The 26,994-nt window shown below is 73.4% G+C and carries 27 protein-coding genes; 14 read left to right on the top strand and 13 right to left on the bottom strand.

What is annotated here, in order from left to right:
• Positions 1-58: 58 nt before the first annotated feature.
• Together IT780_RS16610 and IT780_RS16605 are read right to left on the bottom strand one after the other, a co-directional pair.
• Complete coding sequence (locus IT780_RS16610) at positions 59-1,036, bottom strand: metallophosphoesterase family protein (protein ID WP_199512466.1); 978 nt, start codon at positions 1,034-1,036, stop codon at positions 59-61.
• Positions 991-1,965 (bottom strand): DMT family transporter, encoded by a 975-nt coding sequence (locus tag IT780_RS16605; protein WP_233412972.1) that lies wholly within the window; start codon positions 1,963-1,965, stop codon positions 991-993. Before IT780_RS16605 ends, IT780_RS16610 begins: the two co-directional genes overlap by 46 nt.
• Position 1,966: 1 nt before the next feature.
• Here IT780_RS16605 and IT780_RS16600 point away from each other — a divergent pair, with 1 nt between their 5' ends.
• The gene (locus IT780_RS16600; RefSeq protein WP_199512464.1) at positions 1,967-3,367 is read left to right on the top strand and encodes an aminotransferase-like domain-containing protein; all 1,401 of its coding nucleotides are present in this window, start codon (positions 1,967-1,969) and stop codon (positions 3,365-3,367) included.
• Between the two features lie 6 nt (positions 3,368-3,373).
• Here the strand turns inward: IT780_RS16600 and IT780_RS16595 are convergent, their stop codons facing one another.
• Positions 3,374-3,619 carry a hypothetical protein gene (locus IT780_RS16595; protein ID WP_199512463.1) on the bottom strand — a complete coding sequence of 82 codons (246 nt, stop codon included), beginning with the start codon at positions 3,617-3,619 and terminating at the stop codon, positions 3,374-3,376.
• A 302-nt stretch (positions 3,620-3,921) separates the two neighbouring features.
• Here IT780_RS16595 and nhaA point away from each other — a divergent pair, with 302 nt between their 5' ends.
• The 3 genes from nhaA (at position 3,922) to IT780_RS16580 (ending at position 7,417) form a co-directional block, all read left to right on the top strand.
• Complete coding sequence (gene nhaA / locus IT780_RS16590; protein ID WP_199512462.1) at positions 3,922-5,226, top strand: Na+/H+ antiporter NhaA; 1,305 nt, start codon at positions 3,922-3,924, stop codon at positions 5,224-5,226.
• A 73-nt stretch (positions 5,227-5,299) separates the two neighbouring features.
• Positions 5,300-5,698, top strand: coding sequence for a ChaB family protein (locus tag IT780_RS16585; protein ID WP_199512461.1), 399 nt, complete (start codon positions 5,300-5,302; stop codon positions 5,696-5,698).
• Between the two features lie 126 nt (positions 5,699-5,824).
• On the top strand, positions 5,825-7,417 hold the full coding sequence (locus IT780_RS16580) for an alpha/beta hydrolase (protein WP_199512460.1): 1,593 nt from the start codon (positions 5,825-5,827) through the stop codon (positions 7,415-7,417).
• Positions 7,418-7,495: 78 nt separating this feature from the next.
• Here the strand turns inward: IT780_RS16580 and IT780_RS16575 are convergent, their stop codons facing one another.
• The gene (locus tag IT780_RS16575) at positions 7,496-8,701 is read right to left on the bottom strand and encodes a cytochrome P450 (RefSeq protein WP_199512459.1); all 1,206 of its coding nucleotides are present in this window, start codon (positions 8,699-8,701) and stop codon (positions 7,496-7,498) included.
• Positions 8,702-8,864: 163 nt separating this feature from the next.
• Between IT780_RS16575 and IT780_RS16570 the strand changes: the two genes are divergently transcribed.
• The gene (locus IT780_RS16570; RefSeq protein WP_199512458.1) at positions 8,865-9,395 is read left to right on the top strand and encodes a hypothetical protein; all 531 of its coding nucleotides are present in this window, start codon (positions 8,865-8,867) and stop codon (positions 9,393-9,395) included.
• A gap of 89 nt (positions 9,396-9,484) precedes the next feature.
• The gene (locus IT780_RS16565) at positions 9,485-10,228 is read left to right on the top strand and encodes a hypothetical protein (RefSeq protein ID WP_199512457.1); all 744 of its coding nucleotides are present in this window, start codon (positions 9,485-9,487) and stop codon (positions 10,226-10,228) included.
• Here IT780_RS16565 and IT780_RS16560 read toward each other — a convergent pair.
• Positions 10,207-11,823, bottom strand: coding sequence for an amidohydrolase (locus tag IT780_RS16560; protein ID WP_199512456.1), 1,617 nt, complete (start codon positions 11,821-11,823; stop codon positions 10,207-10,209). The genes IT780_RS16565 and IT780_RS16560 overlap by 22 nt on opposite strands.
• Positions 11,824-11,893: 70 nt before the next feature.
• On the opposite strand from IT780_RS16560, the gene IT780_RS16555 reads away from it, so the two are divergent.
• Entirely contained in the window at positions 11,894-12,895 is a 1,002-nt protein-coding gene (locus tag IT780_RS16555; protein ID WP_233413005.1) for an aldo/keto reductase, read from the top strand.
• On the opposite strand, the gene IT780_RS16550 is transcribed toward IT780_RS16555, so the two are convergent.
• Genes IT780_RS16550 through IT780_RS16540 form a run of 3 tightly spaced genes read right to left on the bottom strand, consistent with a single transcriptional unit; the run spans position 12,896 to position 15,412 of the window.
• Positions 12,896-13,771 carry a hypothetical protein gene (locus tag IT780_RS16550; RefSeq protein ID WP_199512454.1) on the bottom strand — a complete coding sequence of 292 codons (876 nt, stop codon included), beginning with the start codon at positions 13,769-13,771 and terminating at the stop codon, positions 12,896-12,898. It abuts the gene before it with no gap.
• Complete coding sequence (locus IT780_RS16545) at positions 13,768-15,117, bottom strand: hypothetical protein (protein ID WP_199512453.1); 1,350 nt, start codon at positions 15,115-15,117, stop codon at positions 13,768-13,770. The genes IT780_RS16550 and IT780_RS16545 overlap by 4 nt, the downstream gene beginning before the upstream one ends.
• Positions 15,110-15,412: a DUF6403 family protein gene (locus tag IT780_RS16540; RefSeq protein ID WP_199512452.1), complete on the bottom strand. Its 303-nt coding sequence runs from the start codon at positions 15,410-15,412 to the stop codon at positions 15,110-15,112. The genes IT780_RS16545 and IT780_RS16540 overlap by 8 nt, the downstream gene beginning before the upstream one ends.
• A 103-nt stretch (positions 15,413-15,515) precedes the next feature.
• Here IT780_RS16540 and IT780_RS16535 point away from each other — a divergent pair, with 103 nt between their 5' ends.
• Entirely contained in the window at positions 15,516-16,184 is a 669-nt protein-coding gene (locus IT780_RS16535; protein WP_199512451.1) for an NADPH-dependent F420 reductase, read from the top strand.
• Between the two features lie 10 nt (positions 16,185-16,194).
• Here IT780_RS16535 and IT780_RS16530 read toward each other — a convergent pair whose 3' ends face one another.
• A complete protein-coding gene (locus tag IT780_RS16530; protein WP_199512450.1) occupies positions 16,195-17,118 on the bottom strand; it encodes an SMP-30/gluconolactonase/LRE family protein in 924 nt (307 codons plus the stop codon).
• An 80-nt stretch (positions 17,119-17,198) separates the two neighbouring features.
• Between IT780_RS16530 and IT780_RS16525 the strand changes: the two genes are divergently transcribed.
• The 4 genes from IT780_RS16525 to IT780_RS16510 are packed head-to-tail and all read left to right on the top strand — an operon-like array spanning position 17,199 to position 20,653.
• On the top strand, positions 17,199-17,681 hold the full coding sequence (locus IT780_RS16525; RefSeq protein WP_199512449.1) for an Lrp/AsnC family transcriptional regulator: 483 nt from the start codon (positions 17,199-17,201) through the stop codon (positions 17,679-17,681).
• A gap of 23 nt (positions 17,682-17,704) precedes the next feature.
• Positions 17,705-18,508, top strand: coding sequence for an SAM-dependent methyltransferase (locus tag IT780_RS16520; protein WP_199512448.1), 804 nt, complete (start codon positions 17,705-17,707; stop codon positions 18,506-18,508).
• Positions 18,509-18,522: 14 nt separating this feature from the next.
• Positions 18,523-19,383, top strand: coding sequence for a P1 family peptidase (locus IT780_RS16515; RefSeq protein ID WP_199512447.1), 861 nt, complete (start codon positions 18,523-18,525; stop codon positions 19,381-19,383).
• A 10-nt stretch (positions 19,384-19,393) separates the two neighbouring features.
• Positions 19,394-20,653 (top strand): alpha/beta fold hydrolase, encoded by a 1,260-nt coding sequence (locus tag IT780_RS16510; protein ID WP_199512446.1) that lies wholly within the window; start codon positions 19,394-19,396, stop codon positions 20,651-20,653.
• A 78-nt stretch (positions 20,654-20,731) separates the two neighbouring features.
• Here the strand turns inward: IT780_RS16510 and IT780_RS16505 are convergent, their stop codons facing one another.
• The 3 genes from IT780_RS16505 to IT780_RS16495 all read right to left on the bottom strand — a co-directional run bounded on the left by IT780_RS16505 (position 20,732) and on the right by IT780_RS16495 (position 24,098).
• Positions 20,732-21,862, bottom strand: a complete 1,131-nt coding sequence (locus tag IT780_RS16505) for an alpha/beta fold hydrolase (RefSeq protein WP_199512445.1) — start codon at positions 21,860-21,862, stop codon at positions 20,732-20,734.
• Positions 21,863-22,009: 147 nt separating this feature from the next.
• On the bottom strand, positions 22,010-23,191 hold the full coding sequence (locus tag IT780_RS16500; protein WP_199512444.1) for a serine hydrolase domain-containing protein: 1,182 nt from the start codon (positions 23,189-23,191) through the stop codon (positions 22,010-22,012).
• A 1-nt stretch (position 23,192) separates the two neighbouring features.
• Entirely contained in the window at positions 23,193-24,098 is a 906-nt protein-coding gene (locus tag IT780_RS16495) for a hypothetical protein (RefSeq protein WP_199512443.1), read from the bottom strand.
• A 178-nt stretch (positions 24,099-24,276) separates the two neighbouring features.
• On the opposite strand from IT780_RS16495, the gene IT780_RS16490 reads away from it, so the two are divergent.
• Positions 24,277-24,888 carry a hypothetical protein gene (locus tag IT780_RS16490; RefSeq protein WP_199512442.1) on the top strand — a complete coding sequence of 204 codons (612 nt, stop codon included), beginning with the start codon at positions 24,277-24,279 and terminating at the stop codon, positions 24,886-24,888.
• Between the two features lie 6 nt (positions 24,889-24,894).
• Here IT780_RS16490 and IT780_RS16485 read toward each other — a convergent pair whose 3' ends face one another.
• On the bottom strand, positions 24,895-26,130 hold the full coding sequence (locus tag IT780_RS16485) for a low temperature requirement protein A (RefSeq protein WP_199512441.1): 1,236 nt from the start codon (positions 26,128-26,130) through the stop codon (positions 24,895-24,897).
• Positions 26,131-26,252: 122 nt separating this feature from the next.
• Between IT780_RS16485 and IT780_RS16480 the strand changes: the two genes are divergently transcribed.
• Positions 26,253-26,993: a hypothetical protein gene (locus IT780_RS16480; RefSeq protein WP_199512440.1), complete on the top strand. Its 741-nt coding sequence runs from the start codon at positions 26,253-26,255 to the stop codon at positions 26,991-26,993.
• Position 26,994: the final 1 nt, after the last annotated feature.

Raw genomic sequence — 26,994 nt, 5'->3', positions numbered from 1 at the left:
AACGAGATGTCAGAACTGTTTCGCCCTCGCGCGGGTCACTGCGTGTCGCCCACCTGGCTCAGTGGCAGGTTCCGGTGCCGGAATCCGTGAACGAGCCGCCGGCCGCGTGCAGGAAGTCCCAGCGGTACCAGCCCGGGCGCAGGGTCAGCCGCAGCACGCCGAACGTCTTGTGGTCGCGGCGCTCGCTGTTGGCCGCTGTCTTGCCGAACGGGTACAGCGCCGCGCCGCCGGTGCCCACCACGAACTCCCGGATCCCGCGCGCGGTGTCGCGGCGGCCGCCCGGGGTCTGCGGGGCGAACCGCTCGTACACGTGGTTGTGGCCCGCCAGCAGCAGTTCCACGCGGGCGTCGTACAGGGCCTGGACCAGGGGGCGGGTCTCGGTGGCCGGGGGATGGGTGGCGGCGGACGTGAACAACGGGTGGTGCACCATCGCGACCGTGCACGCCGTCTTGTGCGCGGCGAGGTCGGCCCGCAGCCAGCGCTCCTGCGCCGAGCCGCGTCCGCACCCGCCGGGAACCGACGAACAGGTGGTGTTGAGCACGACCACGTGCCAGGCGCCGGCCTCGTACGAGTAATAGCCCTTGCCCCGCGGCCCGGCGGCGGCGCCGAAGTAGTCGAAGTACGGCGTCGCGGTCCGGCTGCTGTGGTACTCGTGGTTGCCCACGACGGGCCGGGTCCGCGTCTTCACCCGGCCCCACGACGGCCCGTAACACTTCGCGAAGTTCGACCGGCTCCCGTCCGGGTATGCGTTGTCCCCCAGCGTGAAGACCGTGCCGGGGAAGCGCCGCAGGACGGCGAGGGTCCTGCTGTCCCCGGTGCCGTCGCAGCTCGCGATGTCGCCGGCGCCGATGAGGACAGCCGGCGTGGCCGCCGCCTGGGCGGCCGGCGTTGTCTCCGGCTCCTGGCTCTTTCCTTGCGGAGCTTTCGCCTGCGCGGTGGGGGATGCCGGCGGCGGTGCCGGGCTGGTGCCGTCAGCCGTCGTGCAGCCGGTCAGAGCGCCCGTGAGCAGCGCTGCGAGGAACCATCGGAGTCGCACGCCCGTGGCATTCCCCCGCCAACCGCCGCAAAACGCCGATTCACCCCCGCGGTGCGGCTGCGCTGGGTCAGCACCACGCAGACCAGCACGATCAGCGCCACGCCGAGCGCGGCCGGCGTCACCGTCTCGCCGAGCAGGAGCGCCGACCACAGCAGCGTGAGCACCGGCTGGGCGAGCTGGAGCTGTCCCACCCGCGCGATCCCGCCCCGGGCCAGTCCCGCGTACCAGGCGAAGAAGCCCAGGAACATCGAGACCACGGTCAGATACCCGTACGCCGTCCACGCCGGGGCGCCGGCCCGGGGCGGATGGGCCACCGCCGCCACCAGCGTGATCGGGACGGTGACCGGCAGGGAGAGCAGCAGCGCCCAGCAGATCGTCCGGGCGCCGCCCAGGTCGCGGGCGAGCGAGCCGCCCTCGGCGTACCCGAGCGCGCAGAGCAGCACCGCCGTGACCAGATAGAGGTCCGCGACCGACCGGCCGCCGCGCACGCCGCCGCTGACGATCAGGAAGGCGAGCACCGCCACGAGTCCGCCGAGGCTCGCCACCCAGAACAGCGCGGGCGGCCGCTCACCGCCGCGCAGCACCGCGAACATCGCCGTCATCGCGGGCAGCACGGCCACGACGATCGCGCCGTGCGCCGACGTCTGCGTGTGCAGCGCCAGCGACGTGAACAGCGGGAAACCGGCGACGACGCCGAGCGCGACGACCGCCAGCCGCCGCCACTGGCTCCGGCTGGGTCGCGGCGCGTTCGTGGCGCCCAGGTACGCCGCCGCGAGCAGCGCCGCCCCGACGGCCCGGCCGAAGGCCACGAACCACGGGTCCAGATCGTGCACGGCGACCCGGGTGGCCGGCAGCGACATGCTGAACGCCAGCACTCCGAGCGCCCCGGCCGTTATCGCCCCGGAGGCAGTAGCGCTACTCTTCCTCATCATGGACAACGGTAGCGCCACGGATCGTGTTATCCAAGATCTGAGGTCCCTCGCCGCCGCCGCCGAACCCGGCTCGCGGCTGCCGTCGATGCGTGAGCTGACCGCCCGGCACCACGCCTCCCCGGTCACCGTGGCCGAGGCGGTACGGCAACTCGCCGCGCAGGGCCTGATCGAGGCGCGACCCGGCAAGGGCACGTTCGTGGCGCCCCGGCCCGACCAGGCCCGCGCGGCCGACCTGTCCTGGCAGACCGTGGCGCTCGGGCCGCGCCTGCCGGGGGAGGAGGACATGCAGGCGCTCCTCGCCCTGCCGCGGCCGGGTGCCATCGCCCTCTCCGGCGGCTACCTCGATGCCGACCTGCAGCCCTCGGCGGCGCTCGGTGCGGCGCTGGCCCGGGCCGCGCGGCAGCCCGCGTCGTGGCACCGCGGGCCCGCCGAGGGGCGCGAGGACCTGCGGGCCTGGTTCGCCCGCGAGGCCGGGGGCGGCCTGCGCGCCGAGGACTTCGTGATCTGCCCCGGCGGGCAGGCGGCGCTGTCGTCGGCGCTGCGGGCCCTCGCCGCCCCCGGCGACACGGTGCTCGTCGAGTCACCGACGTACCTGGGGGCGCTCGCCGCGGCGCGGGCGGCCGGGCTGCGGGTGGTGCCCGTCCCGGCCGACGCCGACGGGGTGCTGCCCGGCCAGCTCGCGGCGGCGTTCGCCCGTACCGGCGCGCGGCTCTTCTACTGCCAGCCGCTGCACGCCAACCCGACCGGCGCGACGCTCGCGACCGGCCGCCGGCCCGCGGTGGCCGCCGCCGTCCGAGACGCCGGCGCGTTTCTGATCGAGGACGACTACGCCCGGGACCTCACCGTCGACGGCGAGGCCCCGCCCCCGCTCGCCGCCGACGACCCCGACGGGCACGTCGTGCACCTGCGGTCGCTCACCAAGTCCGCGGCGCCCAGCCTGCGCGTCGCTGCGATCGGGGCCCGCGGACCGGCCGGCGCCCGGCTGCGCGCGGCCCGCCTGCTCGACGACTTCTTCGTGGCGGGCCCGCTGCAGCAGGCCACCCTGGAGCTGGTCACCGCGCCGGCCTGGTCGCGGCATCGGCGGGGACTGCGTACGGCGCTGCGGGCCCGGCGGGAGGCGCTGCTCGCGGCGCTGCACCGGCATCTGCCGGAGCTGGTTCCGCGTCCGGTCCCGCGCGGCGGCCTGCACCTGTGGTGCCCGCTGCCGGACGGTACGGACGACGTGGCCCTCGCCGCCGCGGCCGCCGCGGAAGGTGTGATCGTCTTCCCCGGCCGGCCCTGGTACGCGGGCGAACCCCCGGCGCCGCACCTGCGGCTCACGTACGCGGCCGCCGCACCCGGCCTCATGGACGAGGCCGTCCGCCGCCTGGCCCGCGCGCTGCGGTCCCAGCGCCGGTGAGCGGAGCTACCCGCTGTCGGACGGTTCGAGCCTCCGGACGGTGCGGCGGGCCCAGCGCATGCGCCGTACGGCGGTGTCCGGGTGCTCGCCGAACTCGTACGCCATCCGCGCGGCGCACTCGCCCGGACCGTCGCATCGGAGCACGGTGGCGACGGTGTCGTCCACGATCTCGGTACTCATCGGGTCGGAGGCCTGCAGGTGCGAGGCGAACAGCGCCTCGGCGCGCAGGACCTCGTCGGGAACGGGCTGCATCAGAAGCTCTCCTTCCGCGTGCGGATCTCGCCTCGCGGCAGTTCTGGATGGGATTCGGCGCCGCCGGGGTGACCGGATGGCGCGCCGGCGATCGGTCATCGCGACCGCTGAGAGCACAACGACGTGCGGCCGCCGCCCAATCCGGACGACGGGGTGACTGTGGGCACACAGCGGACTGCCCCACGGTGGACGACACGGTGCTGCTTGCCGGTCCGGTCCGCGTACGCGTGGATAGGATGGCTGCGGTGCGCCGGGAAGTCTGGTCGGCAGATGAGTCGACCGACCCCGGAAACGGAGCTCCCATGGCCGCCGGCCCCCAGCAGAACCCGAACGAGCCCTCACGGACCCCGGCCGTCCTCGGCCGCGGCTCGTGGCCCGAGGCTCGCCGCATCGCCGACGTCCTGCGCAAGGAGACCATCGGCGGGCTGCTCCTGCTCGCCGGCGCCGTCATCGCCCTGGTCTGGGCCAACTCGCCGTGGGGTGACAGCTACGAGGCACTGCGCGGCGTCAAGCTGGGCCCGTCCGCGCTGCACCTCGACCTGTCGCTCGCGACCTGGGCGGCCGACGGGCTGCTGGCGATCTTCTTCTTCGTCGCCGGGCTGGAGCTCAAGCGCGAGTTCGTCGCCGGCGACCTGCGCGACCCGCGCCGCGCGGCGGTCCCCGTCGCCGCCGCGGTGGGCGGCGTCATCGTGCCCGCGCTGATCTACACGGCGGTCAACTGGGGCGGTGCCGTCCGCGGCTGGGCGATCCCGACCGCCACCGACATCGCGTTCGCCCTCGCCGTGCTCGCCGTCGTCGGGCGCTTCCTGCCCGCGGCGCTGCGGACGTTCCTGCTGACCCTGGCGGTGGTCGACGACCTGCTGGCGATCATCATCATCGCGGTGTTCTACACCTCCGGCCTGGCGGTGCTCCCGCTGCTGGCGGCCCTGATCCCCCTCGCCCTGTTCACCGTGCTCGTGCAGCGGCGGGTGCGGTCCTGGTGGCTGCTGCTGCCGCTGGCCTTCGCCGCCTGGACGCTCGTGCACGCGTCCGGGGTGCACGCCACCGTCGCCGGGGTGCTGCTCGGCTTCGCGGTGCCGGTGGTGCGCCGCAGCCCCGGCGAGGGTCCCGGCCTGGCCGAGCACTTCGAGCACCGGTTCCGGCCGATCTCCGCCGGGCTGGCGGTCCCCGTCTTCGCGCTGATGTCGGCCGGCGTCGCGATCGGCGGCGCGAGCGGCCTGGCGTCCGCGCTCAGCGACCCGGTGGCCCTCGGCGTGGTGGCCGGGCTGGTGGTCGGCAAGCCGATCGGGATCACGCTGGCCACCTGGCTCACGGCCCGCTTCACCCGGGCCCGGCTCGACGCCGGACTGGCCTGGATCGACGTCGTCGGGCTGGCCGTGCTCGGCGGGATCGGGTTCACCGTCTCCCTGCTGATCGGCGAGCTCGCGTTCGGGGTCGGCAGCGAGGGCGAGGACCACGTGAAGGTGGCGGTGCTGACCGGCTCGTTGCTCGCGGCCCTGCTCGCCGCGGTCGTCCTGCGCCTGCGCAACCGGACGTACCGCAGGATCTGCGCCGAGGAGCAGGTCGACAGCGACCGCGACGACATCCCCGACGTCTACCAGCGCTGATGCCGGCGCCGTTTGAAGCTGCCGCGGCCCGGGCACGTCGATCACGACATCCGATCGTCGTCCGGAGGTTCACATGCCAGCGCGCAAGGACATGCCCGGCACCCTGAAGCGGTCGCCGAAGAAGGCCCAGAACACGTACGTGAAGGCCCACGACTCCGCGGTCGAGGAGTACGGCGAGGGCGAACGCGCCCACCGCACGGCGCTCGCCGCGGTGAAGCACTCGTTCGAGAAGGTCGGCGACCACTGGGAGCCCAAGGCGAAGAAGGGCCCCAGCGACAAGAAGGCCGCCGGTGGCCGCGACACCAAGGCGAAGACGGCCGGCGGGGTCGACGCGAACGCCAGCAAGGAGCACCTGCGGGACCTGGCCAAGAAGCTCGACATCGGCGGCCGCAGCAAGATGAAGAAGTCCGAGCTGGTCGAGGCCATCCAGAAGGCCAACGCGAAGGTGACTCGCAAGGCGCGCGCGAAGTAGCGCCCTCGGCCGCGGGGCGTCCGGTTTTCGGCCTGTTCGGAGGGTGGCGCCCTCCCATGCCGGGTTGTTTAGGCTCCATCAGCCGCTGGTCTCGTGTGGAGGCCGGCGGCCGAGTGGAGGCAAGGAATGAGAAGAGTTCTGGCGGCCACCGTTGCCGCCGCGGTCGGGCTCGCGATCGGTGGCGGCGTGATCCCGTCCACCGCGCAGGCCCAGAGCGGTTCCGGTGCCGGCTACACCCCGCCGCCCATCTCCTGGGGCGAGTGCGCCAGCGCGGGGCTGAAGGCGCGGGGCGCGCAGTGCGGCCTGCTGACCGTGCCCCTCGACTACGCGAAGCCGGGCGGCACCAAGATCAAGATTGCCGTCTCGCGGATCAAGCACACCTCGGCCGACTACCAGGGCGTCATGCTGACCAACCCGGGTGGCCCGGGCGGCTCCGGCCTGACCCTGTCGGTGCTCGGCGAGTACGTGCCCGGCGACGTCGGCACGAAGTACGACTGGATCGGCTTCGACCCGCGCGGCGTCGGCTCCAGCCAGCCGTCGCTGAGCTGCGACGTCGAGTACTTCGGCTACAACCGGCCGTACTACGTGCCGGTCACGAGGTCGCTGGAGAAGACGTGGCTGGCCAAGGCCAAGGGTTACGCGAAGGCCTGTGACCGGGCGGGCGGCGCGCTGCTCGACCACGTCAAGACCACCGACTCCGTCGCCGACATGGAGAGCATCCGCAAGGCGCTCGGCGCCAAGCAGATCAACTACTACGGCTTCTCGTACGGGACGTACCTCGGCCAGGTCTACGCGACGCTGCACCCCGACAAGGTGCGCCGCATGGTGTTCGACGGCAACGTCGACCCGCGGCGCGTCTGGTACGCGGCCAACCTCGACCAGGACGTGGCGTTCGACAAGAACATGGACATCTACTTCGCGTGGGTGGCCAAGTACGACTCCGTGTACCACCTCGGCACCACTGCCAAGGTCGTGAAGAAGAAGTACTACGCGACCCTGCAGCAGCTGCGCAAGAAGCCGGCCGGCGGCATCATCGGCCCGGACGAGTGGAACGACATCTTCGTGTCCGCGGGCTACTACGTGTTCGGCTGGCAGGACGTGGCCGAGGCGTTCGCGGCGTGGGTCAACGACGGCGACTCCAAGCCGCTCGAGGCGCAGTACGCCGCCCCGGGCGAGCCCGGCGCCGACAACAACTACGCCATGTACCTCGCGACCCAGTGCAGCGACGTCAAGTGGCCGCAGAGCTGGGCCAAGTGGAAGCGTGACAACTGGCGCACGTACGCGAAGGCGCCGTTCATCACCTGGAACAACGCCTGGTACAACGCGCCCTGCCTGAACTGGGGCGCCAAGCCGGGCAAGCCCGTCACGGTCAACGGCAAGAAGGTCCCGCCGATCCTGCTGATCAGCGAGACCAAGGACGCCGCCACGCCGTACTCGGGCAGCCTCGAGGTCCGCAAGCGCTTCCCGCGCTCGGTGCTCCTCGAGGGCGTCGGCGGCACCACGCACGCCGGCTCGCTCAACGGGGTCGCCTGCACCGACGACACCATCGCCGCGTACCTGGACACCGGCGCGCTGCCGACCCGGGTGCCTGGTAACCGGTCCGACAAGCAGTGCGAGCCCGTCCCGGCGCCGGACCCCACGGCCGCCGCGGCGAAGAGCCTCAGCGCGACCGCCGGCGCGAGCCGGGTCCCGCTGCGGGAGCTGGTCACGATCCGCTGACCGCAAGCCGGCCCGGGAGCCGTCCAGCTCCCGGGCCGGTGTGTCACCGGATGACGGGAGGCATCCCGGGCCGGTGTGTCACCAGACGACGGGCAGTTCGCGCAGGCCGCGGACCAGCAGGCCGGTCTTCCACGGCAGATCCTTCTCGTCCACCGCCAGCCGCAGCTCCGGCAGCCGGCCGAGCAGCGTCCGCAGTGCCACCTGCAGCTCCATCCGGGCCAGTTGCGCGCCCAGGCAGTGGTGCACGCCGTGGCCGAAGCCGACGTGCGGGTTCGCCTCCCGGGTGAAGTCCAGGTCGTCCGCCTCGCCGAACACCGACGCGTCCCGGTTGGCCGCGGACAGCGCCGGGATCACCGGCTCGCCGGCGCGGATCCGCACACCGCCCAGCTCGAGGTCCTCGGTGGCGTAGCGGGCGAACGCAGCGGCGGCCCCCAGCGGCACGTATCGCAGCAGCTCCTCCACGGCGCCCGGGATGCGCTCCGGGTCCTGGCGCAGCTCCGCCAGCTTCGCCGGGTGGGTCAGCAGCACGTACATGAAGTTGGAGATCTGGGTGACCGTGGTCTCGTGCCCGGCCGCCAGCAGCCCGGCGGCCAGCTCCACCATCTCCTGCTCGCTCAGCCGGTCCTCGTTGTCGCGGGCCAGCACCAGCGCACCGATCAGGTCGTCGGTCGGCGTCGTGCGCCGCTGCGCGATCAGCCCCGCCATGTACGCGTGCAGGCTCGCCATGTACTCGCCGATCCGCTCCGGCGTCAGCGACGTGGTGGACACGATCGCCTCGGACCACGTCCGGAACAGGTGCTGGTCCTCGGGCGGTACGCCCAGCAGCCGGCAGATCACGCGTACCGGCAGCGGGGTGGAGAAGGCCTCCACCAGGTCGGCCGGCGGTCCCGCCGCGACCATGGCGTCGATCAGCTCGTTCGCGATGTCGGTGGTGCCCGGGCGCAGCTGTTCCACCCGGCGGGCGGTGAACGCCTTGGCGACCAGGCGGCGCAGCCGGCTGTGGTCCGGCGGGTCCATCGACAGGATGCCGGTGCCGATCTGCCGGGGCGTGGTCCGCGGCTCGTCGCGCCCCACCGCGGCGGCGCGGCTGAACCGCAGGTCGCCGAGGACGGTCTTGACGTCCTGGAGGCGGGTGGCCAGCCAGGCCTCCTCGCCGAACGGCAGCCGGACCCGGGTCACCGGTTCCTCGCGGCGCAGCTGGGCGTAGAGGGGGTCGAGGTCGAGGCGGTCGGGGTCGCTGAACGGGTACGCACGCGCCGCACCGGCCTGCCGGGTGTCTGTCATGCCTGCTCCTGCCATCGCGGACGATCGGGATCAAGACACGCTGAGCTATCTCGAAGACACGGATAGTAATAGATGGGCGTCGTTGAACGGAACCCCGGCGACCGCGGCGGGCGCCGTGAGCCGTATCGTGCGGCGCGCCGTCATTCGGGTTAGGAGCCACTCCATGTACGACCACCAGCAGCCCCAGCAGCCGCAGCAGCAGTGGGGACCGCCGCCGCAGGGCGGGGGAGCCGTCGCGCTCACCCTCAAGTACAACCCGCTCGCCTTCCTGCTGGGGTTGTTCAAGCCGGTGGTGGAGGTCAACGGTCACCCGGCCGGGAACGCGTGGGGCCGTACGGTCGTGCCGGTGCCCGCCGGTCAGCACCACGTCCACGTGCACGTGCCGTACCTGCTGCCGTCCCGGGTGGGTGTCGCCGATCTGGGTGTCACCGTGCACCCCGGCCAGACCGTCGAGCTGGAATACCGCGCCCCGATGGTGGCCTTCATGCGCGGCGCGCTCGGCGCCCCGCCGCAGAAGTACCCCGGCATGGCCTTCACCATCGCGATGCTCGCCGTCGTGGGCGTGATTCTGCTCTGTGTCTGCGGTGGCGTCCTCGTCGCCGCCATGAGCAGTGGCGATTCGAGCACCGCGAGCGGCCTGCCCGCCATGGTCGCGGCCGCATTCACCGGCGGCAATGGAGCTTGCTCCGGGTGATCGAACGGTTGCTCTCTGCGGCTCGCGGATGCGTCGTCGCCGTTGGTAGCATGCCGCCGTTCTAGGAGGTCTCGGTGACGGACAATCGGATGAAGGATCGCGTGAAGGTCATGTTCAACGGGACCCACCCCGAAGGCGCCACGTCGGAACACGCCCTGATCAACCCCAACGGGCAGGGGGTGCCGTCCGCGCAGGCGCTGCAGGTGCTAACCATGGCGCAGCGCACCGCCGAGGAGCACCTGGCCCGGGCCCAGCACGAGGCCGACAAGATCCGCACCGAGGCGCTCGCCGCGGCCGAGGAGATCAGTCGCGAGGCCCAGATGCACGCGCACAACGTGCGGCGTGAGGCCGAGCAGGTGCTGCTCGACGCCCGGGCCGCCGCGGAGCAGACCGCCCGCGACGCCCAGATGCGCGCCGAGGAGGCCCAGCGCAGCGCCGCCAAGGTGGTGCTCGAGGCGCGCGGCGAGGCGGGCCGGATCACCGCCGACGCCCAGGCCAACGCCGACCAGTTGCGCCTGGCCGCCCAGCAGCGCTACGACGACGTGGTCGGCAGCCTCGGCGCCCGGCGCGAGGCGCTGCAGCAGCAGATCGAGGCCCTGGAGCGCTTCGACCGCGAGTACCGCGCCCGGCTGACCGGCTTCATGCAGACCCAGCTGCGCGCCCTCTGGGTCGACCAGCCGCAGGTCGTCGGCGAGCTCCCGCACGAGGAGGAGCCGGCCGTCGTGGCGGAGATCGTCGAGGAGGCCGAGCCGGCGCAGGACGCCCACGAGGCCGACGAGGACGACGACGAGGACCGGTCGGGGCGGCACGCTCACGCGTCGCGCGAGGAGTAGACCCGCTCCCCGGCGACGTAGGTGATCGCCACCCGGGCCGCGGCGATCTCCTGCGGCGGCCCGGCCGCCGGGTCCCGGTCCAGCACCACCAGGTCCGCGCGGCTGCCCGCGCTCAGCGTGCCGCTGTCGTCGAGATGGTTCACGTACGCCGACCCCGACGTGTACGCCCGCAGCGCCGTCGCCAGCTCCAGCCGCTGCTCCGGCAGGAACACCGGCCGGTCCTGGCCGGGCAGCACCCGGTTCACCGCCACGTGCACGGCCTGCAGCGGGTCGGGGCTGCTCACCGGCCAGTCGCTGCCCGCGGCCAGGCGCGCGCCCGAGCGGTGCAGGTCCCCGAACGGGTACTGCCGCCCGGCCAGCTCCGGGTCGAGGAACGGGATCGTCAGCTCGTCCATCTGCGGCTCGTGCGCGGCCCACAGCGCCTGCACGTTCGCGGTCGCGCCCAGCGGGCGGAACCGCCGTACGTCATCCGGGTGAACGACCTGCAGGTGCGCGAGGTGCGGACGGGTGTCGCTCGGCCCGTTGGCCGCCCGGGCGGCCGCGACCGCGTCGAGGGCCGTGCGCACCGCCCTGTCACCCAGCGCGTGGAAGTGCGCCTGGAAGCCGAGCCGGTCCAGCTCGGTGACGTAGCCGGGCAGGGCGGCGGGGTCGATGAAGGACAGCCCGCTGTTGTCCGTCGGGTGCCCGCACGCGTCGCGGTACGGTGCCGTCATCGCGGCCGTGAAGTTCTCGGCGACGCCGTCGAGCATGAACTTGACCGTGCCGCTGCGCAGCGGTCCGGCCGTGAACCGCTCACGTTCGTCCACGAGCGACGGGATCTGCTCGGCGCCGCGCTCGCGGTCCCACCACAGCGCTCCCACGACGGGGGAGACCAGCGAACCGTCCGTGGCGGCGGTCAGGTAGGCGTCCGCGACATCGGGATAGCCGTTGGTGGCGCACAGCATCGCGTCCTGCCAGGCGGTCACGCCCAGCGAGTGCAGCAGCCGCTGCGCCCGCAGCAGCCCGGCCAGCCGGTCGGCCGGGGTGGCGGCCGGGACCAGCGCCTCGACCAGCGCCATCGCGCCCTCCTGCAGCCCGCCCACCGGGTCGCCGCCGGGCCCGCGGTCGATGCGCCCGTCGGCGGGATCGGGCGTACGGGCGGTGACGCCGGCCAGGTCGAGGGCCCGGCTGTTCACCCACGCGGCGTGGTGATCGCGGTTCATGAGGAACACCGGCCGGTCGGGCACCACCCGGTCGAGCAGGTCCCGGCCCGGTACGCCGCCCGGGAAGCTCTCCATCGACCATCCGCCCCCGACGATCCACTCCTCGAGCGGGTGCCCGTCCGCGTACGCTCGCACCCGGCGCAGGTACTCGGCGACGTCGGTGGTGCCGCTGAGGTCGCACAGGCCCAGTTCCAGCCCGCCGAACACGGCGTGCACGTGGGCGTCCTGGAAGCCCGGCAGCAGCAGCCGCCCGCGCAGGTCCACCACCTCGGTACGCGGCCCGGCCAGCTCGCGCACGTCGTCGTGTCCGATGGCGAGGATGCGGCCGTCGCGGACGAGCAGCGCGCTCGCGTCCGTACCGAACATCGGGCCGCCGGTGAAGAGCAGATCCATGGCTGGAGCATCGCACGAAGGTGTTGACCTGGAGCGCGCTCCAGGTCCTAGCGTCATCTGCGTGCAGACGATGGAACTGGGGCGCACCGGCGAGCAGGTGAGCGTGCTCGCCCTCGGCGCCATGCAGATGGGTAACGCGACGAATGAGGCCGACTCGGTCCGGATCCTGGACCGCTATCTCGAGGTGGGCGGGTCCTTCATCGACACCGCCGACTGCTACGAGTGGTGGGCCCGGCGGGGCAGCCGCGGCGGCGAGAGCGAGGAACTGCTCGGCCGGTGGATGCGCGCGGGCGGCCGGCGGGAGCGGGTCTTCCTCGCGACCAAGGGCAGCGCTCTGCCGCACTACTCGCCGGAGCTGTGGGACGCCGACGGCGAGGCGAACTGGGACCTGGCCCGGCGCACCTTCGCGGGGGCGGGCGCGCAGACGTTGCGTGACGCCCTCGACGGCAGCCTGCGGCGGCTCGGCACCGACCACGTGGACCTCTACTACATCCACGTGGACGACCGGAGCACCCCGCTGGAGGAGACCCTCGAGACGCTGGCCGGCTTCGTCCGCGCCGGCAAGGTACGCCACCTGGGCTGGTCGAACGTCCGGACGTGGCGGCTCGAGCGCATCCGGCAGCTGTGCCAGCGCAACGGCTGGCCGCTGCCCGTGGCGGTGCAGCAGCAGCACACGTACCTGCGCCCGCGCGGTGGGGTGGACAGCGCGTCGATCGTCGGCGCCGAGCAGCTGGACTACCTGCGCGAGCACGACGACCAGACGCTGGTGGCGTACTCGCCGATCCTCAAGGGGGTCTACGACGACGCGGCCAAGCGCGGCGGGCACTGGGCGATGGAGGCGTACGCCGGCCCCGACTCCGACGCGCGCATCGCGGCGCTCGCCGAGGTGGCCGCCGAGACCGGCGTGACCCCGAACCAGCTCGTGCTGGCGTGGCTGCTGCACCAGGGCAGCCCCCGGGTGCTGCCGCTGATCGGCCCGCGTACGCCGCAGCAGTTCGAGGACGCCCTCCCGGCGCTGGACGTCAAGCTGACGCCGGAGCAGCTCGAACGCCTCGACACCGCGGGGCTGTGATCAGGGGGCGCCCAGCCGCCGGCCCTCGGCGATGAGGGCCTCCACCCGTTCGGTGAGTTTCGCGGCCGTCCGCTCGTCGGCGGCCGCGAGCTCGCCGAGGACCGCCGCGCAGCCGGACACCAGGCGCCGATATCGACGCTGGTAGGCGCCGGACCCGGGGCCGCGGGCGTCGAGGTCGATGATCTGCTGCGCCAGGACGGCCGCCGCCGCGCTCAGCGCCGTGCGGGCGTCGCCGGCCTCGGCCAGCCGGCTGCGGCGGTCCGCGGCCAGCCGCCCGGCCCGGCGCCCGGCCGCGAAGACGACGGCCGAGCCGAGCAGCACCGCCAGCACGGCCGCCGCGGCGACCAGGTAGCGCGGCAGCGACGGGCTGATCGTGCGGGAGCCGTCGGGCACCGTGCCGGAGCGCACGAGCGTGTCGTAATTGACCACGACGACCTTCAGCGCCTCCAGCGGCCGGTCGGGGAACTGGTCGACGCCCCGGCTGATGGTCGTCTCGGCGACGAAGGCGCGCCCGAAGTTCTCGTCGCCGACCCCGGGCAGCAGCGCGCAGCCGTACCGCTCGTACTCGTCGCCGTCACGGGCCAGGACCAGCACCAGCGTGCCGTCCGCGGCGTGGCGTACCCGGTCGCAGCCCTCCCGCAGGTCCGCGCCCGGCTCGAGGAGCAGCACGACGAGCCGGCGGTTACCGACGACGCGCTCGGCGGCCGCCTCGTCCAGGCCGGTGCCGGGTGCCGCGTACACCGACGAGGTGCGCACGTCGCGGGCGACCGGCCCGTCCAGGACGCCGCCGGACCACAGCGCCCAGCCGGCCAGCGCCAGGCAGGCGAGCACGGCGAGGCCGAACGGGGTGGCCAGGAACCGGCGGATCCTTCTCATGCGAGCCGCTCCCGCAGGTAGTCGGCCGGGCGATATCCCGGGTACGGCAGCAGCCGCCCGGCCTCGTCCAGGTCGGCCTCGGCGCCGGCGAGCAGATCGCGGACGTGCGCGTCGGGCAGGTCGTCGTCGAGCGCCGACCGGGCCGCGGTGAGCGCGGTGATGCCCCGGGTCAGCGCGGCCTCGCTGCGCCGGTCGGTGAGCGCCGACATCTCCACCGCCAGCGCGGTCAGCCCGGCGAGGCGCGCGGGCAGGCCGGGCTCCGGCCGCGAGCGGGGCCGGCGCAGCGGGCGCAGCAGGGACCGCACCGACAGCGCGAAGAACACCCCGGCGCAGGCGACGAAGAGCCACGGCAGCACGGGAAGCGCCACCCGCAGCGGGTCGGCCGGACGGTACGGCAGCGGCCGGTCGAACAGCCCCGCGTACCGCACGTCCGTCACCCGCCCCAGGTACGCGCCCAGCACGGTCGCCTGCGGGTACGCGTACCGGCCGAGCCGGTCACCGAACTGCGCGTAGAACCCGGCCGCCGTGACCTCCGCGAAGTCACCGGCATCCGGGCCGTGGTACTCGATCCAGTCGCCGTGCAGCTCGACGATCGGCCGGCCCGGGAACAGCCGGGTGAGCGCCGGCCCGTAGCGCAGCAGCGGCGCCTCCGGGGACTGCCGGGGCAGCGCGACGTACAGCGCGTCGCCGCCGGGGAACGCCTCCTGCCGGGGCACCTGCGTGAGCGTGGCCCCCGGCGCGGTGTAGAGCCCGGTACGCCGCAGCCGCGCCGCCACCACCTCGAGCTCGGCCGCCGTCGGCTCGCGCCACCGCAGCCGGTCGACGTCGGCCGGCGGCGGTTGCTCCCGCAGCCCGGCGATCAGCGTGATCAGCAGGTTCGTCACGTCACCGGCGGCGAACTCGGCGCGCCAGTCGTCGAGGGAGTCCCCGGTCGCCTGGTACGCCCCGCCGGTCACCTGGGTGCCGATCACGCGGATGGTGGCGTCCTTGACGTCGCGTACCCGGTCGCGCTCGGCCTCGTCGAGACCCGGCGGCGCCACCAGGATCCGCATCGGCTCGGCGCCCATCGCGGCGCGTACCCGCTGCTCGTCCCACCGCGCGACCGAACCGGGCAGCCGGACCACCTCGGCGGCGCGCACCAGGGCGGTCATCTGCTCGACGGACGGCACGGTGGCGTCGCTCAGCTCCCCGGCGGCACCCTCGGTCACCCCGGCCGGAGGCGACGGCGAGCGCCCGTAGCTGACGTCGACGCTCTGCCGCTGCGCGACCACGAAGACGACGAGGGCGGCGATCGCGGCGGCCAGCGCCACCCAGCGCGCCACCTCGCGCAGCCGGCGGTCAGCCATGCGCGGCCTCCCGCCACAGCAGATCGGCGCGCCGCGCCAGCTCGGTGGCCTCCCGGGCGGCCGTCACGCCGCCCCGGCCGGCAGTGATCGTTTCGGCCCGGGTGAGCAGCGCCTCGGCCTCCGGGACGCGCCCGGGGCAGGCGTCCCGGCTCACCCCGGCGGTCGCGATCCCGGCCCGTGCGGACGACCACGCCGTCCGCCGCTCCAGCGCCGACGCCCGCAGCCGTGGCACCGCGGCGACCGCGAAACCGGCCCCGAGCAGCACGACGACACCGGCCGCCCACACCCACCCCATGATCGGCCATTCTCGCAGGTGGCCCGGGGGTCGCCGACGTGGCGCGCGCGACACTGCCGAGTCCGGCGGAATCGGCGCGGCCGATCGCGGGTTGGCGGCGGGTATGACGACGATCGGATTCATCGGCAGCGGGAACATCGGCGGCACCGTGGCACGGCTGGCGGTCGCCGCCGGCCAGGACGTGGTGCTGAGCAACTCCCGCGGACCCGAGACCCTGCAGGACCTGATCGGCGAGCTCGGCCCGCACGCCCGCGCCGGCCGCCCCGCCGACGCCGCGGCCGCCGGCGACATCGTGGTGGTGACGGTGCCGTTCAAGGCGTACGGGGATGCGCCCGCCGAGCCGCTGGCCGGCAAGGTGGTCATCGACACCACGAACTACTACCCGCAGCGCGACGGGCACTTCCCCGAGCTCGCCGCCGCCACGGCCCCGAGCAGCGAGCTGGTGCAGAAGCACCTCGCCGGCGCCCGGGTGGTCAAGGTCTTCAACAACATCTACTTCCGCCACCTCGGCGCGCTCGCCCGCCCCGCCGGCGCACCGGACCGCACCGCGCTGACCATCGCCGGCGACGACGCCGACGCCAAGCGGGCGGTCACCGGCTTCCTCGACGCGATCGGCTACGACACGGTCGACATCGGCACGCTGGCCGACAGCTGGCGGGTCCAGCCGGACACCCCGGCGTACGGCGCCCCGTACGGCACCTTCGACGACCCGGCCGGCACCCCGGCCGCCGCCGCCAAGGTCCGGGCCGCGGTGGACGCCGCCCAGCGCTGACCACGCCGGCTCAGGCGGGGGCCGGCTGCGGGTAGTGGGCGCCGTTGAAGGTGACCCGGAGCGTGTAGACCGAGGCCCCGGCCGTGATGAACAGGTGGTTGAGCTTCGGGCCGCCGAACGTGAGGTTGGCGGCGGGTTCGGGCAGGAGCAGTTTGCCGAGGAGGGTGCCGTCGGTGGCGAAGCAGTGCACCCCGTCCCAGGCCGCTGCCCAGACCCGGCCCGCCGCGTCCACGCGGACGCCGTCGAAGCGGCCGGCGTTGCAGGTCGCGAAGATGTCGCCGCCGTGGAGGCGCCCGTCGGCGGTCACGTCGAAGACGCGGATGTGGCTGGGCTCCTGCCGGGTGTCGGCGATGTAGAGCCGCCGCTCGTCGGGGGAGAAGGCCAGCCCGTTGGGGCGGCAGAAGTCGTCGGCCACCACGCGCAGGTCGCCGGTGGCCGGGTCCAGGCGGAAGACGTAGCAGTCGCCGCCGAGCTCGCTCTCGGCCCGGTGGCCCTCGTAGTCCCCGGCGATGCCGTAGATCGGGTCGGTGAACCAGATGGTCCCGTCGGCGCGGACCACCACGTCGTTGGGGCTGTTGAGCCGCCTGCCGTCGTACCGGTCCGCCAGCACGGTGAGCGTGCCGTCGTGCTCCGTACGGGTGACCCGCCGGTTGCCCTGCTCGCAGGTGACCAGCCGCCCCTGCCGGTCGACGGTGTTGCCGTTCGCGTAGCCGGACGCGTGCCGGAACACGCCGACCGCGCCGGTGGTCTCGTCCCAGCGCAGCAGCCGGTCGTTGGGGATGTCGCTCCACACGAGGTAGCGCCCCGCCGGGAAGTACGCCGGCCCCTCGCTCTTGCGCGCGCCGGTGTGCAGCCGTTCGACCACGAAGTCGCCGTCGCAGCCGCTGAACCGCTCGTCCAGGGCCTGGAACTCCGCTGGAATGGTCTCCACCATGGCCGTCTCCTCTCGCATCTGGCGTGAACCCAATCCTGCCGAACGTAGTATGGTCAAGGCCCGTGTTAGGAGAATGACATATGGTGGACGACGTCGATCGCGCCCTGCTTGCCTCGCTCCAGGAGGACGCGGCGCAGTCCTACGCGGCCCTGGGCGCGGCGGTGGGCCTGTCGCCGGGGGCCGCCCACGAGCGGGTCCGCAAGCTGCGCGAGCGGGGCGTGATCCGCCGTACCACGGTGGACATCGACCCGGCCGCCGTCGGCCGGGGCGTGAGCGCGTTCGTCATGGTCAACGCCGGCGTGTGGATGGGCGACCCCGCCACCCGGGAGGCGTTGCTGGCCATACCCGGCATCCAGGAGGCGCACATCGTCGCCGGGGCGGCCTCGCTGCTGGTGAAGGTCCGCACCGCGACCACCGAGGAGCTGCAGGCGACGCTGCGCCGGATCTTCGCGGTGGACGGCGTGACCGGCACGGAGACGATCGTGGTGCTGGAGACCTGCTTCGAGCGTCCGGTCGAGGTCGGCGCCGCCGGGGGTTCACCCCGGCGGGGGTCGCATCGATGAGCTCCTGTCTCTAGGGTGGACGGGTGGACAGCCAGCACCCCGGCATCGACGAGACCGTGCCGCATTCCGCGCGGGTGTGGAACTACTGGCTCGGCGGCAAGGACAACTTCCGCGCCGACCGGGAGGTCGGCGACGAGTTCAGCCGGTTCTACCCCGACATCGAGGTGGTGGCGCGCAGCTCGCGGGGCTTCCTGACCCGCGCGGTGCGGTTCCTGGTCGGCGAGCGGGGGATCCGCCAGCTGCTCGACATCGGCACCGGGCTGCCCACCGTGGACAACACCCACCAGGTCGCGCAGGCCGTCCTGCCCCAGGCCCGCATCGTGTACGTGGACAACGACCCGATGGTCCTCGCGTACGCCCGCGCCCTGCTGACCGGCACCTCGCAGGGCGCGACCGAATATCTCGACGCCGACCTGCACGACCCGGAGCGCATCCTCGAGCTGGCCGGGCGCAGCACGCTGGACCTGTCCCAGCCCGTCGGGCTCATCCTCATGAACATCCTCGGCCACGTCCCGGAGCTGGACGAGGCGGCCGGGATCGTGCGGCGGCTGCTGGCCGGGCTGCCGCCGGGCAGCTACCTGGTCACCGCCGACGGCACCAACGTGATCGACGGCCCGGCGTTCGAGGAGGCGATCGGGGTGTGGAACGCCAACGCGCCGCTGTCGTACCACCTGCGCACGCCCGAGCAGCTCGCGACGTTCCTGGAGGGCCTCGAGGTGGTGGAGCCGGGCCTGGTGCCGTGCTCGCGGTGGCGGCCCGCCCCGGACGCCGCGCCGGAGGAGCTGCGCGAGGTCGACGAGTTCGGGGCGGTGGCCCGCAAGCCCTGAGGCATGATCGGGGGATGGGCGCACCGCAGCTGCTCTCCGCGTACGCCGGGCACTGGACCGGCGACGGCACCGGCGTGACCGTCATCCTCCCGCCGCCCGGCACGATCGCCTCCGGCGAGGTCCGCGGCGGCGCCCCGGCGACCCGCGAGTTCGCCCTGCTCGACCCGACCCGGCTGGTCGACCGGGTGGACGCGGTCGTGCTCTCGGGCGGCTCGGCGTTCGGCCTGGCCGCGGCCGACGGGGTCATGGGCGCGCTGCGCGAGCGCGGCCTGGGCTTCCCCACACCGGCCGGCCCGGTCCCGATCGTCGTCGGCATGTCCATCTTCGACCCGTCGGTCCGGACCGGCCCGCCGGACGCCGCCGCCGGCCGGGCGGCCGCCCGCGCCGCGTGGGACGGCGAGGCGTTCGGAGCGGGCCGCGTCGGAGCCGGCACGGGCGCGTCGAGCGGCAGGTGGCGCGACCGGCTCGACCCGGGCGGCGTGGGCTGGGCCGTGCGCGCTGCCGGTCCCGCCCGGGTGGCCGCCGTCGTCGTGGTCAACGCCTGGGGCGACGTGCTCGACGCCGCGGGGGAGCCGTTGTTCGCCGCCGGCGCGCCGCCCGAGCGGACCGCCGCCGCGTTCGGCATGCAGAACACGACCGTGGGCGTGGTGCTGACCGACGCGGCGCTCACCAAGACCGACTGCTTCCTGCTCGCCCAGAGCGGTCACACCGGCTTCGCGCGGACGATCCACCCGGCGCACTCACGCTACGACGGTGACGCGGTGGTCGCGCTCGCGACGGGCGAGGCCGCCGCACCGGCCGACCTCGATCTGGTACGCGCCGTAGCGGTCGGCGTCGTCGCGGAGGCCGTCCGCGCGGCCGTGTCGGCGCAGTAGCTTGGGGCGCGTGATCGCCTTTCCCGGACTGCGCTGCACCGACCACACCGTCACCGTCCCGCTGGACCACCGGGACCCCGCCGGCGCCACCATCGACGTCTTCGCGCGCGAGGTCGTGGCTTCCGACCGGGCCGGCGAGGACCTGCCGTGGCTGCTGTTCCTGCAGGGCGGACCCGGCGGCAAGGGACCGCGCCCGCTGCGGGCCGAGGGCTGGCTGGGGCACGCCCTGCGGACCCACCGGGTGCTGCTGCTCGACCAGCGTGGCACCGGGCGCAGCACGCCGATCTCCGGCCGGACCGTCCGCGGGATGCCGGATGCGGCGCTCGCCGCGTACCTGCGGTTGTTCCGGGCGGACAGCATCGTGGCCGACGCGGAGATCCTGCGGGAACGGCTCGCCGGCGGGGCGCGATGGGACACGCTCGGGCAGAGCTACGGCGGCTTCATCACGATGACGTACCTGTCGGCCGCCCCGCAGGGCCTGCGGACCTGCTACATCACCGGCGGGCTGCCGGGCCTGACCGCCACCGCCGACGAGGTGTACGCGCGCACCTACCCGCGCGTGGCGGCGAGGAACGCCGAGTACTACCGCACGTTTCCGCAGGACGCGGCGGAGGTGCGCCGGATCGCCGGCCACCTGGCGGCCGGCGACGTGCGCCTGCCCGACGGCGACCGCCTCACCGTCGACCGGTTCCGCGTGCTGGGCGGCGTGTTCGGGATGAGCTACGGCTGCGCGCAGGTGCACTGGCTGCTCGACGAGGCCTGGCACGGCGAGGAGCTGTCGGACACCTTCCGCCACGAGGTCATGCGGCTCACCGGGTTCGTCGACACGCCGCTGGCGGCGCTGCAGGAGTTCACGTACGGCCAGGGCGCGACCCCCACCGCCTGGGCCGCGCACCGGGCGCTCGGCGACCACCCGGAGTTCGCCGCGGACGCCGACCCACTGCTGCTCACCGGCGAGATGATGTACCCGTGGATGTTCCGGCAGATCGCCGCGCTGCGCCCGTTCGCCGGCGCGGCCGACCTGCTCGCGGCCGCGGACGACTGGCCGCCGCTCTACGACCTCGGCCGCCTGGCAGCCAACGAGGTCCCGGTGCACGCGGCGGTGTACGCCGACGACCTGTACGTCGACGCCGGGCTCTCGCTGCGGACCGCGCGGGCGGTGGGCAACGTGCGCACCTGGGTCACCAGCGAGCACCAGCACGACGGTCTGCGTACGGCCGGGCCCGAGGTGCTGGGCCACCTCATGGATCAGGCCGCCGGTCTGCGGTGACAGACGGCGGCACCCCACGCGGGGGTGGTCGCGTGGGGTGCCGCCGGTCCCGGGGGGCGCGGGACGTCGTGGGGCCGGTCAGGCGAAGCGCTCGGCGATCCAGTCGGCCACCGTGTTCACCGAGGCGAACACCGCGCCGTCGTGGGTCTCACCCTCGAGGGTGATGAGCTCGACGGGCTGGCGGTACTGGGTGAGCTTGTCCATCAGCGGGCCGGCCGTGATCACGTACGGGACGGCCTCGTCCTCGGTGCCCTGCACGATGAGGATCGGCGCGCTCGGTGCCGTGCCGCCCGGGTTGCCGTACTGGGCGAGCTTCGTGATCACGGGCTGCGGGACGACGCCGCCGGGCACGAGCTGGTCCGGGGCGAGCGGAGCGTACGCGGCGAGGATCTCGTTGAGGCAGCCGCTCTGCAGCACGCTGGACTTCTGCTTGGCGGGAGTGGCCAGGTAGGCGTTCGGGTTGAAGGTGGGCTCGACCGCGTTGATGCCGTACATGGCCATGACGAGGTAACCCTGGCCCGCCGTGCCCGGGATGTCCGGGGCGATCAGGTCGAGGTTGGACGCCGGCGCGATCGTCGCCACGCCGCGCAGCACGAGCGAGCCGTCGTACGACGGTGCCAGCTGCCCGGCGAAGAGCGCGCCCTGCCCGCCCTGCGAGTGCCCGTCGACGGCGTAGTCGGTGGTCAGGGCCGGGTCCAGGTTCCGGGCGGCCTTGACGCTGTCGATGATCGACCGGCCCTCGCTGTTGCCGACCAGGTACGGGTGGTTCTCCGGGGTGCCCAGGCCGGGGTAGTCAGGGGCGGCCACCGTCCAGCCCTTCTGGAGCAGCGCGGCGATGGCGGCCCGCGCCTCCGGCCAGAAGACGGCCTGGCTGGCCGACGGGGCGCACTTGTCGGCCAGGCCGGTGGTGCCGTGGCCCCAGGCGACCGTGCGGTTCTTCTTGCCAGTCTTCGGGGTGAGGACCAGGCCGGTCGCCACGGTGGCGACGCCGGAGACGTTCGTGGTCACGTAGGAAATGCGTTTTCCGGTGGCCAGTGGCGCCAATTCCGGCGGAAGGGTGGCGCTGGTGGAGAGCAGAACGGTGCCGGGGGCGGTGACCGCAGCCGCGGTGCCGCCGGTGGTGACGACGGTGCCGAGAACAGCGAGAAGGGTCACCTGGACGGCGGCGGCCCATCTGACGGCGAGACGCCGCCCGAGCGTTTTCCTCATCTATTTCGTCCTTCCGGAATTGGGTGGGAGCGCGGGATGTCGAGATTCGACGGTAGGCGCGGACGGCCCCGATGGCCCAAAGGGCGACCCCGGTCGTGAAGGCATGCGGGGGCCGGGTGGAAATGGCAAAGGGAAAAGAATGGTGGCTCAGGCGAGGTGATCGGCGATGCGGCGCAACGCGGTGATGGTCTCGCGGTCGCGGGCCGGGTCGTCCTCGGTGGGCCAGGCGCTGCACTTGACGATGACCACGTCGGCGGCGGGGTCGACGAAGAGGTACTGGCCGTGCACGCCGAGGCCGGTGAAGGCGTGGAAGCAGGACTCGCCGAGGGTCCACCACTGGTTGGCGTACCCGTAGTGGTCGTAGCCGCTGGGACCGAGCGCGCCCACGGCGAGGTGCGGGACGTCGGCGCCGCGGCTGCGGCGCACCCAGTCGCCGGGCACGATCTGCTGGTCACCGCAGACGCCGTCGCGGGCCATCATCAGCCCGACGCGGGCCAGGTCGCGGGCGGTCGCGTTGAAGGCTCCGGCGCCGATCGCGGTCCGCGGCTGGGAGCGGCTGAGCCCGTAGTACGCGTTGCGCTCGGCGCCGATGCGGCTCCACAGCCGGTCCGAGGCGTACGCCGCCAGCGTCTGCCCGGTGGCCGCCTCGAGCACCCAGCCGAGGACCTGGGCGTCGAAGGTGGAGTAGTTGAAGCGTTCCCCGATGCCGGCGGTGCGCGGCGCCGACCGGATGATCCCGGCCACGTCACCGCCGCTGAGCACGGCGCGTTCGAAGCGGCGGATGAAGCTGTCGGTGCCGTCCCAGGTCTCGAGGTCGCCGACGCCGCTGCTCATGTCGAGCAGGTCGGCGAGGGTGGTGCCCTCGTACGCCGTGCCGAGGAAGTCCGGCCGGTAGTCGGTGACCAGGTCCTTGACGCTGCCGACGGCGCCCTCGGCGAGCGCGATGCCGAGCAGGATCGAGGTGATCGACTTGGACAGCGAGAACAGTTGCATGCGGACCCGCGGGCCGGCGAACGCCCCGGGGTAGCTCTCGTGCACGATGGCGCCGCGGTGCAGCACCACGAACGCCGTGGTGTGCGTGCGCCGGTGCAGGTCGGCGAGGCTGTGGTCGCGGTCGTCGAAGCGGTACGAGAGGTTCAGCGGCAGGTGCTCGACGGGCAGCGGCCGGGGGTCGGGGCCGCGCCGGACCGGCTCGGTCGGCATCAGCCAGTTCATGTGGGTGAAGGTGAACTCGTTGATCGGGCGGCGCATCACCAGGTCGCTCTGGCGTTCCCACCAGGACGCCGGCCCATCGGCCGGGCGGACCGGGTGCTCCGTCGTGCTCGTCATGTCATTCCCCGCTGTCGTCGAAGGTGCGATCGGCAGGCCGCGCGGTGTTCGAGACGTCTCGGAAGTGTTCACGCAGCGCCAGGCCGCTGGGTTCAGACACGGGTTCGAGGTAGCTGTTGAGGATGCCGAGGACGGCCATGCCGACCAGGTTGTCCTCGGGCGACTCGCCGATGATCCCGGCGCCGGGATCGCCCAGGTGGTGCAGGGCGAAGCCCTCGGTCACCGCGGCGAGCATGTAGGCGAGCTGGTCGAGGGTGACGCCGGAGCGCAGCTGGAAGCCGCGCGAGGCGAACGTGGACTCGTAGATCTTCTTCCACGGCTCCAGCGCGCCGGCGTAGCTGTTCGCGATCGCGTCGTGGATGCCGTCGTTGCGGTCGGCCGTGGCCACCATGATGAGCTGGAGCCGGAACAGCGGCATCCGGCAGATCGCCTGCAGCTCCGCGTAGGTGGCGCGGTCGATCGCGTCGACGAAGCTCTCCTCGTCGTCCAGCCAGCCGCGGGTCTCGACCTCCGCGTCGTACTGCGGGTCGTAGCTCATCGCGTGGAACATGAACGTGAGCAGGTCGTTCAGGTAGTCGTCGTGGCTGGCCCAGGTGGCGCGGTACGGTCCGTCGCCCTTCTGGCGCAGGAACGGCGGCTCGAGGCTCTCCATCTCCTTGGACAGCGCCCGCTCGGTGAGGAAGCGCAGCCCTGACCAGTACTGCTTGCGTCCGTCGGCCTCTGCCGCGCGTTCGCAGGCGCCGAGGTTCTGCTCGATGAGGTTCGCGCCGGCCTTGAGGTACGACGCGACCTTGGGCGAGTTGACCAGGGCCGCCCGGGTCGCCTCGCGGACGCCCTTGACGCGCGTGACGATGCCGGAGAAGTCCTGGTTATACGGATAAGGCAGATCCTTCTTGCCGAGCGTCATGGATCGATTCTTTGTCTGCCCCCACCATGCGGACAAGTGCGCGGGTGCGTAGTACTCGGAGGCTAGGCCTCAGCAATTGTCGATAGGCGTATATATCGCTTTGTGTAGTGGTGCAATTACTCAGAGGAATTGCCGGGTGGAGGCGAGGCCCTCGCCACCGTCGGGTATAACCGGGCGCATGCACAGTGAAGCGCTCTTCGGCCTGCTCGGCGAGATCCCCGGCACGGAGGTGTCGGCCGACGCCGGCGTCGTGACCGTGCACGTGCCGGCGATCGGGGACTCGGCCCGCATCGCCGTGCGCGACATCCTCGGCATCCAGCAGATCATCGTGCCGACCGGGGACCCCGGCGTGGAGCTGGGCGTACGGCGCGGCCACGAGGAGCTGCCGCTGATCGTCACCGTGCACGACATGGCGTTCATGCCGGCGTACGCGGCCGACATGCTGGTGCCCGGCGCCGACGTGCGGGTCCCGGCGATGCCGGAGCTGATCGCGTACTCGGAGATGCACCGCGACGTGCGCGCGCTGGGCCGGGCCGTCGACGAGGAAGGCGTCGAGTTCGACGAGGACATGCTGGCCGCCACGCTGCTCGTGCACCGCTGCTTCCTGGCCGGCGCCGTCCGGGTCGGGCTCTGGCCGGTCCGGGTCGCGGCCTGGTGGGAGTACTCGTGGGCCCGGGTCGGCCGCGGCCTGCCGCTGGCGGCGTTCCGCCCGGACCCGGCGTGGGACCGGCTCATGGCCGACGTCACCGAGGCCCGCCGGCACAGCGCCGCGGCCGCCGCCCGCGACTGAGCGCCGTCATACCTTGGCGGTGCGCACCTCGCCCGCGCGGTGCAGCAGGAACCCCGCCACCACGCCCGCGACCGTCAGCGCCGCGAGCAGCCCCAGAGTCGGCACGGGCGGCAGGTCCAGCGCGACGACGAGCAGCGCCAGCGGCACGCCCGCGCCGGGCCAGAGCAGCGCGCCGCGGACCTGACCACTCATCCCCGCCTGCAGGAGCGCCACGCTGAACAGGTACCCGGCCGCGCCGATGCCCAGTACCCACCGGGTGCCGGCGGTCAGGTGGTCGTCGGCGCCGTGCAGCACCGCGTGCTCCAGGCCCACCGCCACAGCCGCGAGCGACACGGCCAGCGGCAGGTGCTCGTACACGTAGAAGTCGTGCACGCCCTGCCGGGTGTCGTCGCCGCCCTCCTCGACCAGCCGCCGTTTCGCCGCGCCGCCGGACAGGTCGAAGTAGACCCACCACAGCGCGGCCGCGACGGAGAACGCCAGGCCGGCGGAGACGACCACCCGCGGCTCCCAGCCGCCGTCGTGCAGACCCGTCACGGTGGCCGCGACCGACTCGCCCAGCACGAGGATGACGAACAGGCCGAAGCGCTCGGGCAGGTGTTCGATGTGCAGCGGCACGGCCTCCTTCAGCCGCGCCGCGCCGGTCGGGCCGATGAGGTCCACGAGGATGCCGGCGGCCCACAGCCAGTACCGTCCCGGCGCCGGTACGGCCAGCGACACCAGCCAGATCGCCGCGCCGGCCGCGTGCCCCAGCAGGTACAGCCGCGCCGTCGGGCGGGCGTCCGGGACGTGCCACCAGGCGCGCAGGTAGCCCGCTATCAGCGCCAGCCGGATGGCCACGTACCCGAGCGCGAACCACGCCGCGGTCGAGCTGCCGACCTTGTCCACGGCGGCGGCCATCGCCACGACACCGGCCATGGCGACGAGCGTCAGCGCCCGGAACACCGTGTCGTCCGTGTCGAACCGGTTCGCGTACAGGGTCGTGGTGGCCCAGGCCCAGAACCCGACGGCCAGGACGGCGGCGAAGAGCCCGGCGCCGTGCCACGTCTCGTCCTTCGCCAGCACGTCCGCGCACCGGGCGACGAACAGCACGAACGCCAGGTCGAAGAAGAGCTCCAGCCGGGTGGCGGAACGGTTCGCCGCCCGGTTGAGGTCGGGCGGGCGGACGGCCTCGACCTGCTCGGCCTCCTGCTCGTCGAGCCGGCGCCGCTCATCGTCGTCGAGCCGGTTCTCCGCCTCGGTCATCTGGGGCCTCCCCGCCACCGGCACGCTGTTGCGCTGAGCACTACCCCGACAGCACGGGACCACACGCGGGCGCGGGCCACGGTACAGTCCCGGGCTCAACCATCACGAAACGGGGAAATCCCTTGCGTAGCACGTCCACGAAAATCGCCCTGGCCGCTCTCGCGCTGGCGGCCACGACGCTCTCCGGATGCCAGAAGGCGGAGAAGGCCCCGGCGCCCACCGCGCCTGCCGCGTCGTCGGCGGCCGCCGGCACCGGCGTCGCCGCTCTGAGCGCCGACGAGATTCTGCAGCGGGCGCAGGCCGCGCTCATCGCGGCGAAGTCGTACCGGGCCGAGGGTGTGGTGAACCAGGACGGGCAGCCCATCGACATCGACCTGCGGGTCAGCGGTACGGACTTCGCCGGCGACCTGGCCCTCGGCCAGGCCCGCGTCAAGCTCCTCGCCGTCGGCGGCAAGAAGTACCTGCAGCCCAACGAGCAGTTCTGGATCATGTCGACCGATGCCAAGCAGGGCCGCGTCCTGGCCAACGGCTTCCGCGGCCGGTGGGTCACCGGGGCCGAGCGGGACCCGTCGTTCGCCGAACTGTTCGACGTGGGATCAGCCGAGAAGTTCCTCAAGCCCACCGGCACGCTGAGCAAGGGCGAGCAGAAGGAGATCGGCGGCGTCGCGGCCATCGCGCTGAAGGACTCCGCCGACCCCGCCTCCGCGCTGTGGGTGGCCACGGCGGGGGAGCCGTACCCGTTGCAGCTCAGCGGCAAGGGCGGATCCCAGCTCGTCTACAGCGACTTCGGCAAGCCGGTCACCGGAGTCGAGGCGCCGGCACCGAGCAAGGTCGTCGACCTGAGCAAGGTCCAGGCGAAATAGC

Origin of the sequence: Nucisporomicrobium flavum (assembly GCF_016464385.1) — a bacterium.
Lineage (GTDB): Bacteria > Actinomycetota > Actinomycetes > Mycobacteriales > Micromonosporaceae > Actinoplanes > Actinoplanes flavus_A.
Note: the sequence above shows the minus strand (reverse complement) of the source record. Positions and strands in the feature narration are given on the sequence as shown.